At 67.5% G+C, this 13,922-nt stretch carries 14 protein-coding genes; 5 read left to right on the top strand and 9 right to left on the bottom strand.

The features are described from left to right. Positions 1–160: 160 nt before the first annotated feature. From CXR42_RS15355 to CXR42_RS15345, 3 genes are all read left to right on the top strand, one after another. Entirely contained in the window at positions 161–604 is a 444-nt protein-coding gene (locus tag CXR42_RS15355; RefSeq protein ID WP_103258461.1) for an Hsp20 family protein, read from the top strand. Between the two features lie 11 nt (positions 605–615). Continuing rightward, positions 616–843 (top strand): DUF1150 family protein, encoded by a 228-nt coding sequence (locus CXR42_RS15350; RefSeq protein WP_103258460.1) that lies wholly within the window; start codon positions 616–618, stop codon positions 841–843. Between the two features lie 61 nt (positions 844–904). Beyond that, complete coding sequence (locus CXR42_RS15345) at positions 905–1,378, top strand: cytochrome b (RefSeq protein ID WP_245875464.1); 474 nt, start codon at positions 905–907, stop codon at positions 1,376–1,378. A 46-nt stretch (positions 1,379–1,424) separates the two neighbouring features. Here the strand turns inward: CXR42_RS15345 and CXR42_RS15340 are convergent, their stop codons facing one another. The 5 genes from CXR42_RS15340 to gpmI form a co-directional block, all read right to left on the bottom strand. Further along, the gene (locus CXR42_RS15340) at positions 1,425–3,131 is read right to left on the bottom strand and encodes a bifunctional sulfate adenylyltransferase/adenylylsulfate kinase (RefSeq protein ID WP_103258458.1); all 1,707 of its coding nucleotides are present in this window, start codon (positions 3,129–3,131) and stop codon (positions 1,425–1,427) included. A gap of 297 nt (positions 3,132–3,428) precedes the next feature. Then, complete coding sequence (locus CXR42_RS15335; protein WP_103258457.1) at positions 3,429–3,905, bottom strand: RNA pyrophosphohydrolase; 477 nt, start codon at positions 3,903–3,905, stop codon at positions 3,429–3,431. Continuing rightward, a complete protein-coding gene (locus CXR42_RS15330; RefSeq protein WP_103258456.1) occupies positions 3,905–5,254 on the bottom strand; it encodes a S41 family peptidase in 1,350 nt (449 codons plus the stop codon). Before CXR42_RS15330 ends, CXR42_RS15335 begins: the two co-directional genes overlap by 1 nt. Positions 5,255–5,260: 6 nt before the next feature. Further along, positions 5,261–6,376 carry a murein hydrolase activator EnvC family protein gene (locus tag CXR42_RS15325; protein WP_103258455.1) on the bottom strand — a complete coding sequence of 372 codons (1,116 nt, stop codon included), beginning with the start codon at positions 6,374–6,376 and terminating at the stop codon, positions 5,261–5,263. Beyond that, positions 6,373–7,890 (bottom strand): 2,3-bisphosphoglycerate-independent phosphoglycerate mutase, encoded by a 1,518-nt coding sequence (gene gpmI, locus CXR42_RS15320; RefSeq protein ID WP_103258454.1) that lies wholly within the window; start codon positions 7,888–7,890, stop codon positions 6,373–6,375. Before gpmI ends, CXR42_RS15325 begins: the two co-directional genes overlap by 4 nt. A gap of 188 nt (positions 7,891–8,078) precedes the next feature. Between gpmI and CXR42_RS15315 the strand changes: the two genes are divergently transcribed. After that, positions 8,079–8,600 carry a hypothetical protein gene (locus CXR42_RS15315; RefSeq protein ID WP_103258453.1) on the top strand — a complete coding sequence of 174 codons (522 nt, stop codon included), beginning with the start codon at positions 8,079–8,081 and terminating at the stop codon, positions 8,598–8,600. Here the strand turns inward: CXR42_RS15315 and CXR42_RS15310 are convergent. From CXR42_RS15310 to mnmC2, 4 genes are all read right to left on the bottom strand, one after another. Beyond that, positions 8,579–9,490, bottom strand: coding sequence for a DMT family transporter (locus tag CXR42_RS15310; protein ID WP_103258452.1), 912 nt, complete (start codon positions 9,488–9,490; stop codon positions 8,579–8,581). The genes CXR42_RS15315 and CXR42_RS15310 overlap by 22 nt on opposite strands. After that, on the bottom strand, positions 9,487–10,356 hold the full coding sequence (locus tag CXR42_RS15305) for a DMT family transporter (protein WP_103258451.1): 870 nt from the start codon (positions 10,354–10,356) through the stop codon (positions 9,487–9,489). The genes CXR42_RS15310 and CXR42_RS15305 overlap by 4 nt, the downstream gene beginning before the upstream one ends. A gap of 240 nt (positions 10,357–10,596) precedes the next feature. Then, complete coding sequence (locus tag CXR42_RS15300) at positions 10,597–11,919, bottom strand: acetamidase/formamidase family protein (protein WP_103258450.1); 1,323 nt, start codon at positions 11,917–11,919, stop codon at positions 10,597–10,599. A gap of 128 nt (positions 11,920–12,047) precedes the next feature. Beyond that, positions 12,048–12,773 (bottom strand): tRNA (5-methylaminomethyl-2-thiouridine)(34)-methyltransferase MnmC2, encoded by a 726-nt coding sequence (gene mnmC2, locus CXR42_RS15295; protein WP_103258449.1) that lies wholly within the window; start codon positions 12,771–12,773, stop codon positions 12,048–12,050. A 43-nt stretch (positions 12,774–12,816) separates the two neighbouring features. Between mnmC2 and CXR42_RS15290 the strand changes: the two genes are divergently transcribed. Then, positions 12,817–13,851 carry an NAD(P)/FAD-dependent oxidoreductase gene (locus CXR42_RS15290; RefSeq protein WP_103258448.1) on the top strand — a complete coding sequence of 345 codons (1,035 nt, stop codon included), beginning with the start codon at positions 12,817–12,819 and terminating at the stop codon, positions 13,849–13,851. Positions 13,852–13,922 lie beyond the last annotated feature (71 nt).

Here is a 13,922-nt window from a genome sequence, read left to right as displayed (position 1 = left end):
GGAAAGCCGCGGCTTGGGTGAAGGTTTCTGCGCGGAAATCCACGGGATTTCACCCGGACGCAGGGCTTGCGAGGGGGGAAGGCTGGCCCCATATTCAAAGGGAGGCGGTTGCCGAACCCGGGACCGCTGGCCGAACTGTCGCTTTTCCAAGGACTGTCCGATGACGAAACTTAGCTTTGGGTCCCATCCCTATCTTCTGGGGTTCGAACAGCTGGAACGGCTGGTCGAGCGCACCGCGAAATCCGGGGCCGAGGGCTATCCTCCGTTCAACATCGAGGCGGTGGCGGAAAACGCCTATCGGATAACGCTGGCGGTCGCCGGTTTCCGCGAGGAGGACCTGTCGATCACGGTCGAGGACCGCCAGCTGGTGGTGCGGGGCCGTCAGGCCGAGGATGCGGGCGAGCGGGTGTTCCTGCATCGCGGCATCGCCAGCCGCGCCTTTCAGCGGAGCTTTGTGCTGGCTGACGGCGTTGAGGTTGCAGGGGCCACGATGGAGAACGGACTTCTCCACGTCGATCTGCGCCGGCATGTGCCTGAAACCGTGGTGCAGACGATCAGGATCGGCCGCAACGAGGCTGCGTCGGGAAAGACGGGCCAGAAGTAAGGAGGCAAGACATGAACACTCCATTCAACGGGTTGCCGCAGGGCACCGACCGCATCGTCTATGTGCGCGAGATCCAGGTCGAGGACCTGCCGGACGAGGTGCGGGAGCAGGTCGACGGGCTGGATGTGATCTGGTCGGTCAACGGTGCCGATGGCCGCCAACTGGCGCTGGTCGCCGACCGGACGCTGGCGTTCCACCTGGCGCGCGAGCATGACTTCACGCCGGTAAGCGTGCACTGACCTTTTCGCGACGGAACTGCTAGGCTGCGGCGTAGCAGTTCTGTCGGGTAAGGAGGTCATCGTGAAAGCCACAAACGGATATTCGGGCGTGCAGATCGCCCTGCATTGGCTGGTTGCCGTGCTGATCATTGTCGCCTGGTTCACGGGCGAAGGCGCGGATGAGGCGCTGGACATGATCGAGGATGGCGGCGTGGCGGGGTTTGTGCCGCATGTGGCGGTGGGTCTGGCGATCCTGGCGCTGGTTCTTGTGCGGCTTCTGGTTCGGCTAAGCCGCGGTGCCCCCGCCGCGCCGGGCGTGCCCGGAAGCTGGCAGGTCGCGGCGGCAGACTGGGGTCATCGGCTGATCTATCTCCTGATGATCGCCGTGCCACTGGGCGGGATCAGCGTGTTCTTCCTGGGGCTGGAGGTTGGCGACATGCACGAACTGGCGGCGAATGCCCTCATGCTGATCGTGCTGGGTCATGCGCTGGTCGCGCTGTATCACCAGTATGTCCTGAAGGACGGGCTGCTGCGCCGGATGATGAAGGCGGGCTGAAACGAAGAAGGCCGCACCCTTGGGTGCGGCCTTTGTCTTTGATGCCTCAGGCGCGGATCAGGCCCATCTGCTCCAGCTTCAAGAGGACCTGGTGGGCGCAGTGGTCGACGTCCACGTTCTCGGTGTCGACCACCAGTTCGGCGTTCGTCGGTGCTTCGTAGGGGTCGGAGATCCCGGTGAATTCCTTGATCTTGCCCTCACGCGCCAGCTTGTACAGGCCCTTGCGGTCGCGACGTTCGCATTCCTCGATGCTGGTCGCGACATGGACTTCGATGAAGGCGCCAAAGGCTTCGATCATCTCACGCACGGCGCGGCGGGTGGCGGTGTAGGGCGCGATGGGCGCGCAGATCGCGATGCCGCCGTTCTTGGTGATCTCGCTTGCCACATAGCCGATGCGCTTGATGTTCAGGTCGCGGTGTTCCTTGGAGAAGCCGAGTTCCGAGGACAGGTGCTTGCGGACCACGTCGCCGTCCAGCAGCGTGACCGGGCGACCGCCCATCTCCATCAGCTTGACCATCAGGGCGTTGGCGATGGTGGATTTGCCGCTGCCCGAAAGTCCGGTGAAGAACACGGTAAAGCCCTGCTTGGACCGCGCGGGGCTGGTCTTGCGCAGTTCGTTCACCACTTCGGGGAAGCTGAACCACTCGGGGATTTCCAGCCCTTCGCGCAGGCGGCGGCGCAGTTCGGTGCCCGAGATATCCAGGACGGTGGAGCCTTCGGGGATCTCGTTCGCGGGGTAGTACTGCGCCTTCTCCTGCACATAGACCATGTGCTTGAAGTCGACCATCTCGATGCCGATTTCGGCGGCGTGCTGGGCGAACAGCTCTTGCGCGGCGTAGGGGTCGTAGAAGTCCTTGCCCGCACTGTTCTTGCCCGGGCCGGCGTGGTCGCGGCCGACGATCATGTGGGTGCAGCCGTGGTTCTTGCGGATCAGGCCGTGCCAGACCGCCTCACGCGGGCCGGCCATGCGCATCGCGAGGTTCAGAAGGGAAAGCGCGGTCGTCTGGGCCGGATACTTGTCCAGCACCGCCTCATAGCAGCGGACGCGGGTGAAGTGGTCAACGTCGCCGGGCTTGGTCATGCCGACGACCGGGTGGATCAAGAGGTTCGCCTCTGCCTCACGCGCGGCGCGGAAGGTCAGTTCCTGGTGCGCGCGGTGGAGCGGGTTGCGGGTCTGGAAGGCGACGATCTTGCGCCAGCCGAGCTTGCGGAACAGCGCGCGGAGTTCGTTCGGCGTGTCGCGGCGGGCCTTGAAGTCATAGTGGACGGGCTGTTGGATGCCGGTGATCGGGCCGCCCAGGTAAACCTTGCCCGCCACGTTGTGCAGGTAGTTCACCGCCGGATGGGCCAGATCGTCGGCGCCAAAGACCTTTTCCGCCTCCACGGCCTTGTTCGGCACCCATTTGTCGCTGATCGACAGGATGGCGAGGATCACGCCCTCCTGGTCGCGCAGCGCGATGTCCTGGCCGGGTGCAACCTTGTCGGCAAAGGCCTCGGACACGTCCAGCGTGATCGGCATCGGCCAGAGCGTGCCGTCGGCGGTGCGCATGTTGGCGACGACGCCGTCATAGTCGGCCTGGCCCATGAAGCCCTTCAGCGGGTGGAAGCCGCCATTCATCAAGAGTTCCAGGTCGCAGATCTGGCGCGGGGTCAGATCCCAGGAGGGAAGGTTCCCGGCCTCGACCTTCAGTTTCTGGGCCGAGTCGGACGAGACGTAAAGTTCGGGGATCGGGGCGTGGTTCGGCAGGGACATCGGTGGACCTTTCAGCGCAGCGGAACAACCCGCCATTTGGCCGGGTCGGTAGCGCGGGAAAGGGGCGGAATTCAAGCGAATGCAGGGGATTCGCGGAAGATAAGGCGGAAATCGCGGGGGTTTTGTCGCAGTTGGGCCGCGGTTCTGCGCTGCGGCAAAGGGCGGGACGGATTTCCCGGCGCAGGTCGGCGCGGACGAAATTTCGGAACGCCTTCCCTTGGGCCGGCTCGTCGATGACTTCGTCACTCCTCGCGAGGGCGCGTTTTCCGACGAGGAGACGCAGTCGAACGAGGAGGGTCAGGCCAGATAGGCGCGGAAGCTGCGGATCACCTGATCATAGACCGCGCGCTTGAAGGGGACGATGCTTTCGACCATCTCGTCGGCAAGAATCCAGCGCCAGGTCGAGAATTCCGGGTGTTCCGAGGCGATCTTGATGTCGCTGTCCTGTCCCTTGAAGCGGAACAGGAACCATTTCTGCCGTTGGCCCCGGTACTTGCCGCCCCAGACCTTGCCCAGAAGCTCGGGCGGGAGGTCATAGGTCACCCAGCCATGGGTCTTGGCGACGAACTCTACCTTGTCGCGGGTGACGCCGGTTTCTTCCCACAGTTCGCGGTAGGCGGCTTCCTTCGGCTTTTCGCCGTCGTCGATCCCGCCTTGCGGCATCTGCCAGGCGGGCGAGGGGTTGTCGATCCGCTGGCCGGCAAAGACCAGACCGCGGGCGTCGATCAGCACGACGCCCACGCAGGGCCGGTATGGCAGGCTTTCGGCGTCCATCAGGGTGCGTCGGGGGCGATGGCGGTCAGGCCCTTGATGATGTCGACGGCATAGGCGAGCTGATAGTCCTCGTCCCGCAGCTTGGCCGATTCCTCGGCCCGGGCCAGTTCTTCCTGGTACAGGCGCTTTTCCTCGTCGGTCATCGAGTCATTGCTGATCGCACCGCGCAGGTCGGCCTCGGACCGTTCGCGCACGGCGGAGGATTTTTCCTCCTCCTCGGCGGCAGCATCGACGGGCGGGGGGGCGGGTTGCTGGACGACGATGTCGGGCGAGATGCCCAGGGCCTGGATCGAGCGGCCCGAAGGCGTGTAGTAGCGCGAGGTGGTCAGCCGCATCGCCCCGTCGCCACGCAGCGGGATCAGCGTCTGGACCGACCCTTTGCCAAAGCTTTTGGTGCCGACTACGATCGCACGGCGGTGGTCCTGCAGGGCCCCCGCAACGATCTCGGAGGCCGAGGCGGAGCCGCCGTTGATCAGCACGACGATCGGCTTGCCTTCCACCAGGTCGCCCGCGCGGGCGTTGTAGCGTTCGCCGCTGCCTGCCTCGCGCCCGCGGGTCGAGACGATTTCGCCCTTCTCCAGGAAGGCGTCCGAGACCGAGATCGCCTCGTTCAGCAGGCCGCCGGGGTTGTTGCGCATGTCGACCACGACGCCGTCCAGGTTTTCCATGCCGCCCAGTTCCTCGACCCCCTTGTTCAGCGCGTCGACCATGCCGCTGGTGGTCTGGTCGTTGAAGGTGGTGATGCGCAGGACGACGGTGTTGCCGACGACGCGGCCGCGCACGGCGGTCAGCTTGATCGTGTCGCGGATGATCGAGACGTCAAAGGGCTCGGGCTCACCCTCGCGGACGATGGTGATGATGATTTCCGACCCGACCGGGCCGCGCATCTTTTCCACCGCCTCGTCCAGCATCAGGCCCAGGATCGACTCGCCGTCGACATGGGTGATGAAGTCGCCGGCCAGAATGCCCGCCTTGGCGGCCGGGGTGCCGTCCATCGGCGAGATGACCTTGATGAAGCCTTCCTCTTGCGTCACCTCGATGCCGAGGCCGCCGAATTCGCCCTTGGCCTGGACCTGCATGTCCTCGAAGTCCTTGGCGGACAGGTAGGAGGAATGGGGGTCAAGCGAGGTGAGCATGCCGTTGATCGCGGCGGTCACCAGATCCTCGGTCGAGACTTCCTCGACATATTGCGCGCGGATACGCTCGAAGATGTCGCCGAAAAGGTCCAGCTGTTCATAGACCGATCCGCCCTGCACCGCCTCTTGCGCGACCAGCGGGCCGGCAAGTTGCGTGGTGACAATGGCGCCGGCGACTGTTCCGGCCAAAGCGGCCATCAGGGTTTTCTTCATGCTGTGTCAGTCCTCTGTGCGGGCTGTGGCGGCGAACCAGGTCAGGGGGTTCACGGGCGCCGCGCCCTGTCTCAGTTCCATATAAAGCGTTTCCGTGTCGCGCCCGCCAGACCCATCTGCCGGCGGGGTCATGAATTCCTCGGAGGCGGGCACCTGGCCGCCCATCAGCCCGACCGCGGAGCCTGCGGCCACCACTTCCCCCACCTCACCGTAAAGCGTGTCCAGCCCGGCCAGAACCAATAGATAGCCGTCCCCCGGCTCAAGGATCATCACATTTCCGTAGTCAAGGAGCGGGCCGCGATAGCGGATCGTCGCCGGCCAGGGCGCGGTGACCAGGGCGCGTCCTTGCGTGGCCAGGGTCATGCCGGGGCGGCGGACCCCGGCGGCGTCGGCCTCGTGCGGGCGGCGAAGGAGTGTGCCAAGCGCCGGCAGGGGCAGTTTGCCCTTCTGGTCGGCAAAGCTGGTGCCCGCGCCGGCATCCGGCGACAGGCCGGCGGCAAAAGCGTCCAGCGTGTCGGCGCTTTCCAGCAGGACACGCAGGGCATCGGGGTCCTCGGTAAAGCGGCGGGGCAGGTCGGTACGGTCGGAAATCGCCTGCGACAGTTCGGTGCGCGCGATCTGGGCGGCGGCAAGGCCGGCCTCCAGCGTCTGCCCGGCAGAAAGTTGCAGGGCGCGCAGGTCGGAAAGTTCCTGCAGTTCAGCCTTCAGCGCCAGCGCCTCGGTCTGGAGGGCGGGGGTGACATCGGCCATCAGCATCCCCGACCGCGCGGTGCCAAGCGCGCCCTCGGGGTGAAGGAGGAGGAGCGGACCGGGGTTCGCCTCCATCGTCGCCAGCACGCCCAGAAGCCGGCCGATCCCGTCGCGCTTGGCGTCAAAGGCGCGGACAAGGGTGGCCTCGCGCAGGGCCGCCTCGCGCAGCGCGCCGCGCAGGGCGGCAAGCCCCTCTTCATAGGCGCGGATGGTACGGGTCAGGGCGGTGACACGGTCCCGCGCCTCGACCGCCGCGTCGAGGGCGGCGACGGCGGCCTGCAGATCGGCCGAGGCCTGCGCCGCCTGTTCGGCCACGGTCTGCGCGGCAAGCGGCGCGGCCAGACAGCACAGAAGGGCGGCGGCGCGGATCATGCGATCAGCGTGCTTCCGGTCATCTCGGGCGGCTGGGGCAGGCCCATCAGTTGCAGCAGCGTCGGTGCCAGATCGGCCAGACGGCCGCTGCGCAGCGTCGCGCCGGGGGGGCCGCCGACCAGGATCACCGGGACCGGGTTCACCGTATGCGCGGTGTGGGGGCCACCGGTGACCGGATCGACCATCACCTCGCAGTTGCCGTGGTCGGCGGTGACGATCATCGCGCCACCCCGTGCGGTCAGCGCCGCCAGCGCGCGGGTCAGGCCACGGTCCACCGCCTCGCACGCGCGGATCGCGGCGGGCAGGCTGCCGGTGTGGCCCACCATGTCGGGGTTGGCGAAATTGACGACGATCAGGTCATAGCCCGTGTCGATGGCGGCGACCAAATGGTCGGCGACCTGATCGGCGCTCATCTCGGGTTGCAGGTCATAGGTCGCGACCTTGGGCGAGGGCGGCATGGCGCGGTCCTCGCCCGGATAGGGCACTTCGCGGCCGCCGTTCAGGAAGAAGGTGACGTGCGGGTATTTCTCGGTTTCCGCCAGGCGGAACTGGGTCTTGCCGTGGAGGGAGACCCATTCGCCCAGCGTGTTCACCAGGACGCGCTTGGGGAAGGCGGCGGGCATGAAGGTGTTGTGAGTGTCCGAATACTCGACCATGCCAAGAAGGGCCGACCAAGCCGGGCGCACGCCGGTGTCAAACGCCGCAAAACCCGGGTCGCCGATGGCCGACAGGATCTCGCGCGCGCGGTCGGCGCGGAAGTTCAGGCAGAAGAGGCCATCGCCATCCCGCGCGCCGTGGTAGCCGTCAATGACGGTGGGGGCGAGGAATTCATCGGTCTCGCCCTTGCCATAGCTGTTGGAAATCGCGGTCAGCGGGTCGGGGGCGGTTTCTCCCCGCGCGTGGATCATCGCGTCATAGGCGCGGCCGACGCGTTCCCAGCGGTTGTCGCGGTCCATCGCCCAGTAGCGGCCGGTGACCGTGGCGATGCTGGCGCCATAGGGCAGGCGCTTGACCAACGCCTCGACAAAGTTTTGCGCCGAGGAGGGCGCCACGTCGCGCCCGTCGGTCACGGCATGCAGCGCGACCGGCACGCCAAGCGCGGTGATCGCGCGACAGGCGGCCAGCACATGGTTCACATGGCCATGGACCCCGCCGTCCGAAACGACGCCGATCAGATGCGCGGTGCCTTTGGCGGCCTTGATCCTGGCGGCAAAGTCCAGGATTGCGGGGTTGACCGCGAAACTGCCATCCTCGACCGCCAGATCGATCGCGCCCAGGTCCATCGCCACCACACGCCCCGCGCCGATGTTGGTGTGCCCGACCTCGGAGTTGCCCATCTGCCCGGTCGGCAGGCCCACGTCGGGACCGAAGGTCGTCAGCGTGGCATGGGGACAGGTGGCCCAGAGGTGATTGAAGGTCGGAACCTGCGCCTGCGCCGGGGCGCTGGTCGCGGGGTTCGGGCCGATGCCCCAGCCGTCAAGGATGCACAGGACGACGGGTTTCGGGGCGGTCATGGGCAGGCTCCTCACAGGCATTGGCTGCGGTTTTACGCGTCCCGCGCGGGCGGGGCAACCGGGACCGCTCTTCGTGTCGCTTGCGCTCGCTCATCGCTGCGGCGGGCGGTGGGGATAAGGGAAAGCTTACTGTCCCGGCGCAAGGGGATCGGACAGGTTGCCGGCAATCAACCCGAGAGGTTTGCCCGATGCGCCTGCTGGCCATGACCCTGATCTGTCTTGCTGCCGCCCCGGCCCACGTCTTGGCCGAGGGGTGGCAGATCATGTATCTGGCTGACAGCGGCGGCTCGCGGCCGATGCAGGTCGGCCCGGACGACGGGGGCATCCCTTTTGCCTACGTCGACAATGACCGGGGCGAGCGGCTGACCCTTGCTTGCCGTTGGACCGGCAGCGCGGACCTGGGCCATGACTGGACCCTGGAGGTCTTTCCCGGACCTGAGCGGACCTTCCTGCCCAAGGATGCCGAGGGAAACCTGTTCCTTGTCACCTTTGACAGCGACACCAGGGCTTATGAGCTTGGCGATGTCAGCTATGTGCAGCAAACGTTCCGGGCGCCTGTTCCTGTCGATATTGCGGTGGAAATCATGCGCCGCAAGGTCATTCGTCTGGAAATCCCCGGGGACTATGTCGTGGGTGGAAAGGCCTACCGTACCGACTTTACGCTGGCCGGATCGGCGGAGGTCATCGACTATGTCTGTCCCGCACTCTGAGCCGCGCGCAAGGCGGCCTTCTCGCGGACGCGTTGCCGCCACAGGGTAAAGACCCCAGCCGCGACCACGATGCCAGCCCCCAGCGCCACGTTGGGCCGCAGGCTTTCGTCGAAGATCACCAGCCCGATGCCCGAGGCAAAGACCAGTTGCAGATAGGCGAAGGGCTGGATCGCCGATGCCTCGGCCACGGCAAATGCGCGGATCAACAGCCAGTGGCCCAGGACGGCGGTGCAGCACAGCGTCGCCATCCAGCCCCAGTCGGCCGGGGTCATCCATGTCCAGGTCGCAAGGCCAAAGGGCGTCATCGCAATCGCGCCCACGACGCCGGTCCAGAAAAAGCTGACCGGGGCCGGGTCCTTGCGCGCGACATAGCGCGTCAGAAGGCCGTACAGCGCGAACATGAAGGCGGCGAGGAGCGGAACCAGCGCCCAGGGCGAAAAGACGGCAAAGCCCGGCTCAAGAATGATCAGGACGCCGGCAAAGCCGACCAGGATCGCCGTCCAGCGCCGCCAGCCGACCTTTTCGCCCAGGATCGGGCCGGACAGGGCGGCAACCAGCAGGGGATAGCAGGTAAAGACGGCATGCGCCTCGATCAGGCCCAGCTTCACGAAGCCCAGGACCATGACGCAGATTTCGGCCACCAGGATCAGGCCGCGGGCCAGCTGGACCCACGGAAAGGCCGAGCGGCTGGCGGCCCGCAGCCCCCCCGGCGCGCGGGCGGCGAGAGCCAGCACGAACAGGGCGAAGAACCAGAAGCGGATCATCACCACCATCATCACGCTGTAGCTGTCCGCCAGATGGCGTGAGATGCCGTCCTGGGCCGCAAAGACCACAGTGGTGGCGATCATCAGCCAGATGCCAAGGCGGGTGTTCTGCGGCGTGCTGCTCATGCGGGCTTGCGCTCCAACGAAAGGGCATAGAGGCCGGCACCCACCACGATGGCGCTGCCGATGGCGACGGGCAGTTCCAGCACCTCGCCGTAGACGGCCATGCCGATCCCGGTGGTGAACACGAGTTGCAGGTAGGAATAGGGCTGGACCCGCGCGGCCTCGACCTGTTCGTAGCATTTCAGGATCAGCCAGTGCGACAGGATCGACAGGCCGCAGTAGATCGCCAGCAGGCCCATGTCAGCGGGTTTCATCGGCTCAAGCTCCGGCAGGCCAAGGCCGGTCATCAGGACCGCGCCGATCACGCCGGGCCAGAAGAAGGCGGGGAAGGTCGGCTCGTCCCGCGTGGTAAGGCGGGTCAGCACCGAGTAGAGTGCAAAGAGGAGGGCCGCCGCCAACGGCATGAGCGATGCCCAGGAAAACACGCCCATCCCCGGCCGCAGGATCACCAGCACGCCCACCAGCCCGGCGCCGACCGCCGCCCAGCGTTGCCAGCTGATCTGCTCGCCCAGGATCGGGCCAGAGAAGGCAACGATCAGCAGCGGGCAGACCATGAACACCGACAGGCTGTTGATCAGGCCGACCAGGGTGTAGCTCCAGACGATCAGGCAGATTTCGGCGATCAGCAGGATCGAGCGAAGGACATGGGTGGGCAGGCGACCCGACCGCACCGCCGCGCGGGGGCCTTCCGGGCGGCGCAGCGCAAGAAGAAGGACGAAGCCAGCAAAGACCCAGTAGCGGATCATGATGACCATGAAGGTCCCGTATTCCCCGGCCAGGTGGCGGGCAAAGCCATCCTGCGCCGCAAAGGTGGCGACGGCGGCGATCATAAGCCAGATGCCGAGCGTGGGGTTGCGGGAGGAGGACATGGCGGCGGCCTCGTATCACGGGGGCCGGGGCGGGGGAAGGGGCGTCCCCAGAAGGCCGCGGCCGCAGAAACAAGGGCTTGGCCGCGCAGATGCCGGCAATCGTGCCGGGTGGATTCAAGATGCTGGGCAAAGCCCGGCCGAATGAAGCGGCAAGGTTGCCGGGCCTGGGTGCGGTCCACCGCGCACATCCGTCGCGGCAGGGGGCGGGTGCGGGCCGGACGTTCGCCCGGCCCGAGGGGATCAAAGCCCGTACTGTTCGCGCGCGAAACCGCCCAGTCCCACGGCATCCAGCCGGGCGAGGGGGGCCAGGAAGGTGACCTGGATCACCCCCGGCGCGCGGCCGATCTCGATCGCGCCGTTGATGGTGGCGCGATTGCGCACCTCGGGCACGGTCATGCCAAGCAGTTTCGCGGCCCGCTCCAGCCCGTTCAGGATCGCGTCGTTCAGGTTCGCCGCCGTGCCGATGACCGAGACCGGGGCCATGGGTTCCGGTGCGGCAACGCCCCATTTCTCGGCCAGGCGGGCGGCCTTGGCCTTCTCAATGGCGGTAAAGGGGCGGGCCATCGGGGGAAGGTCCTCTTCCAGCGGGAACAGGACGGGGCCGTCGATGGGATAGGTCTTGACCACCTCGACCTGCAGCGTGACGCTGCCAGCCACATCCATCGTGTGGCCCGCAATCTCGCCGTCGCCCTGGCCGGCATGCATGTCGCCCATGTAGACCCCGGCACCCGGCACCTTGACCGGGGCGACCAGGATCGCGCCGGCGCGGACGGCGTCGATGTCCATGTGGCCGTCGGTCTTGTGCTGGGCCAACTGCTCTGGCGTGATGCCATAGGCGTGCGGGGCGCCCACAAGGAAAGCGCCGAAGTCGCCGGCGTTGTGGCTGTCGGGCATGGCCATCGACGGGCAGGTGCCAAGCTGACCCAGGAAGGGCCGCATCCGCACGATGGTGCCCGGCATGTCCGACGGCGCGAAGGTCAGGATCGAATGCTGGCGGCTGCCGTCTGGCAGGGCGGCATAATGGTTGGCGTCGCGGGCGATGCTTTCGGCCGCCGCTTTCGGCAGGGTCAGGCCCACGGCGCGGGTTTCGTCGAAGGTGACGGTATAGCCGTGCACGATCTCGAACGGTTTCACCGCATTGCCGCAGGTGTCGCATTTCACCGCGTCCTGGCCGATGCCTTCGACATGGGTCTCGGGCCAGACGGTGTCGCAAACCGGGCAGCGGGCGGCGACATAGGGGTCGCCAAGGCAGAAGCCCGCCGGAGAGCTGTCGTGGCCCGATGCCGTGGCGATCGAGGTCACGGTGATGTCGCGGATGCGGATGGCGACGGCGTCGCCGGGTTCGGCCCCGTTGATGTAGACGGGGGTGGTAACCTCATGCCCGCCACGCAAGGCCGGGGTGATCATCGGGCCCCAGCAGCCCGGCGCGGTGTTGGCGATGATGGTGCCGCCGTTTTCCACCGGGCCCAGCATCGGCGCGGCGGGGTCGAGGACGCTGTTGGTGAATTCCGAGACGACGACGCTGCGTCGGGCGGTGGGCTTGTCGTGGCTACCGTCGGGCATTGGACCTCTCCTGTCGCTGGGGTCGCGCGTCTTTTGGCGCGGTGCCGGAAGGGTAGCATGCGGGGCCTGTCTTGCAATGCCGGGGGCGGGGGTAGGGTGGGCGATATCGCCCACCTTACGCCCATGCGTCAGGCGGGCAGGCTGCCGGTGGACATATGGCGCTTGCGGCCAAATCCGGGTTGGCGGGTGACGGTGAACCCGGCCTCGGCCAGGGCGCGGCGGACATGACCGGCGGCGGTATAGGTCGCGAAGCTGCCACCGGGGGCAGTGTGGCGGGCGACCTGATGCATCAGGTCGGGGGACCAGAGTTCCGGGTTCTTGGCGGGCGAGAAGCCGTCCAGGAACCAGGCGTCGGCCCTCTCGCCCCAGGCGGGCAGCGTCTCGCGCGCGTCGCCGATCAGGATCGTGGCGGTGAGGCCGGGGAAGCTTAGGCTGCGGGTTGGGCCGGACTGGGTGGCCCATTGGTTCAGAAGGGCGCTGCGGAAGGGCGCGGTTTCCGGAAAGGCGGCCAGGGCGCGGGCCATGGCCTCGGGCGGCAGGGGAAAGGCCTCGAAGCTGGTGAAGTGCAGCGGGCCGGGGCCCTGGTGGGACAGAAGCGTGGCCAGAAGGTTCAGCCCGGTGCCGAAGCCCAGTTCGGCGATGTGAAAGCCCGGGCGAAAGCGGTCGGGCAGGCCGTTGCCGGCCAGAAAGACGTGGCGCGTCTCGGCCAGCCCGCCGGCCAGCGAGAAATACGGGTCGTCAAACCGGCGCGAGACCGGGATCGCCTCGTCGCGCCAGTCGAGGTCGGGCCAGTCGAGGTCGGGCCAGTCGTTGGGGTCGGCGGGTTCGGCTTTGGGGTGGTCGGCTGCGGGCATCTTGGGTAGTCCTTTGGGCTGTTGATGGGCGCGGGGCTGCGGGATGGCAAGGGTGGATGTGACGGTCCGGGGTGCCGGAATCTTCGGGATGTCGGTGGCCTGGGCCTGCGCGCGGCGTGGGGCGCGGGTGCAAGTGATCGACCCCCATGGTCTGGGGGCAGGATCCTCGGGCGGGCTGGTCGGGGCCTTGTCGCCGCATGTGCCGGAGGCATGGAACGGCAAGAAGGCGTTCCAGCTGGAAAGCCTGCTGATGGCCGCCGACTGGTGGGCGGGGGTCGAGGCCTTCGGTGGCGTCAGTCCCGGCTATGCCCGGGTCGGGCGGCTGCAGCCGCTGGCGGACGCGGCGGCGGTTGACCTGGCGCGGGGGCGGGCAGCCTCGGCCGCGGGGCTGTGGCAGGGTGCAGCCGAGTGGCGGGTGGTGCCGGCGACGGGGGCCGCCTGGGAGCCGGTCTCGCCCTCGGGCTGGCTGGTGGAGGACACGCTGTCGGCACGTATCTCGCCCCGGCTGGCGCTGGGCGCGCTGGAGGAGGCGCTGCGGGGGCGGGGGGCCGAGGTGGTTCCCGATGCGGCCGAGGAGGGGGCGGTGGTCCATGCGACGGGGGTTGCGGGACTGGCCGATCTGTCGGCGGCGCTGGGCCGCAAGGTCGGGGCCGGGGTGAAGGGGCAGGCGCTGGCCCTGCGGTTCGAGGCTGGGGACCGGCCGCAGCTTTTCGTCGACGGGCTGCACATCGTCGGCCATGTGGACGGGACGGTGGCGGTGGGATCGACCAGCGAGACCGCCTGGACCGAGGACGGGCCGGACGGGCAGCTGGACGGGCCGCTTGCCCGGGCGGTGGCGGCAGTGCCGGCACTGGTGGGGGCGCCGGTCATGGCGCGCTGGGCCGGGGTGCGGCCGCGGGCCGTCAGCCGGGCGCCGGTCCTCGGGGCCTGGCCGGGGCGAGCCGGGCATTTCCTGGCCAACGGGGGGTTCAAGATCGGCTTCGGGATGGCCCCGAAGGTGGCCGAGGTGATGGCCGACCTGGTCCTGGATGGCCGTGATGGGGTGCCGGAGGGGTTCCGGGTTGAGGACCTGCGCTAAGGCTGTCCACGGTGGACATTCCCCGGAAGTCTTTTCGAAACAAAGACTTGGTTGTGGGCGTTAAGGATCTG

Origin of the sequence: Tabrizicola aquatica (assembly GCF_002900975.1) — a bacterium.
Classification (GTDB): domain Bacteria; phylum Pseudomonadota; class Alphaproteobacteria; order Rhodobacterales; family Rhodobacteraceae; genus Tabrizicola; species Tabrizicola aquatica.
Note: the sequence above shows the minus strand (reverse complement) of the source record. Positions and strands in the feature narration are given on the sequence as shown.